The sequence below is a fragment of the Pseudomonas viridiflava genome (assembly GCF_001642795.1).
In the GTDB taxonomy this organism is placed as follows: domain Bacteria; phylum Pseudomonadota; class Gammaproteobacteria; order Pseudomonadales; family Pseudomonadaceae; genus Aquipseudomonas; species Aquipseudomonas viridiflava.
Genome location: NZ_LKEH01000001.1, coordinates 1 through 1066, shown reverse-complemented (window position 1 = coordinate 1066; position 1066 = coordinate 1). Strand labels below are relative to the sequence as shown.

Genomic DNA, 1066 nt, shown 5'->3' with positions numbered 1-1066 from the left:
CACGCCTTCGGCAAGCCGATCCTGAACTTCCAGAACACGAAGTTCGTACTCGCCGAGTGCAAGACCGACGTGCTGGCCGGCAAGACCCTGATGGACCACTGCATCCAGCGTCACCTCGACGGCACCCTCGACGCGGCGACCGCGTCGATGGCCAAGCTGTGGGGCAGCGACAAGCAGTGCGAGATCGTCGACCGCTGCCTGCAGGTCTTCGGTGGCTACGGCTACATGATGGAGTACCCGATCGCGCAGATGTACGCCGCTTCCCGCGTGCAGAAGATCTACGGCGGCACCAACGAGATCATGAAGGAACTCATCGGCCGCGCCTTATGAGGTTGACCTTCGCGCAGTGACACCACTGCGTCAGTCACACCTCACTTTGTCAAAAACCCGATGTTCTCAACCTATTTCGTCAGGAGTATTCATGCATATCACCGGAACCAACGCACTCGTCACCGGCGGAGCCTCGGGCCTCGGACTGGCCACCGTCACCGCCCTCGCCAAGTCGGGCGCCCGGGTAATCGCCGTCGACCTGCCCACCGCGAACACGGATGCGCTGGCTGCTCTCGGCGACACCGTGGAATTCGCTCCGGCGGATGTCACCGACGAGGCCGCGGTCACCGAGGCGGTCGAGCGCGCCAACGCGGAGTCCTCACTGCGAATCACCGTGAACTGCGCCGGCATCGGCAACGCCGTCAAGACCGTCGGTAAGAACGGACCGTTCCCGCTGGCCGAATTCGAGAAGATCGTCAAGGTCAACCTGACCGGAACCTTCAACGTCATCCGCCTCGCCGCGCACGCGATGTCGCAGAACGAGCCCGTCGACGGCGAGCGCGGCGTGATCGTCAACACCGCCTCGGTCGCGGCCTTCGACGGGCAGATCGGACAGGCCGCGTACTCGGCATCGAAGGGCGGGATCGTCGGCGCCACCCTGCCGATCGCCCGCGACCTGGCGTCGCTGCTGATCCGGGTGAACACCATCGCGCCCGGCCTGTTCAAGACCCCGCTGCTGGGCACGCTGCCCGAGGCGGCTCAGATTTCGCTGGGACAGCAGGTGCCGCACCCGAAC

At 65.0% G+C, this 1066-nt stretch carries 2 protein-coding genes; both read left to right on the top strand.

All coding sequences use genetic code 11. From position 1 onward, the window contains the following. On the top strand, positions 1–330 hold a 330-nt coding region (locus AO065_RS00010; RefSeq protein WP_274378540.1), incomplete at its 5' end, for an acyl-CoA dehydrogenase family protein. Between the two features lie 91 nt (positions 331–421). Next, on the top strand, positions 422–1066 hold a 645-nt coding region (locus AO065_RS00005; protein ID WP_063921051.1), incomplete at its 3' end, for an SDR family NAD(P)-dependent oxidoreductase.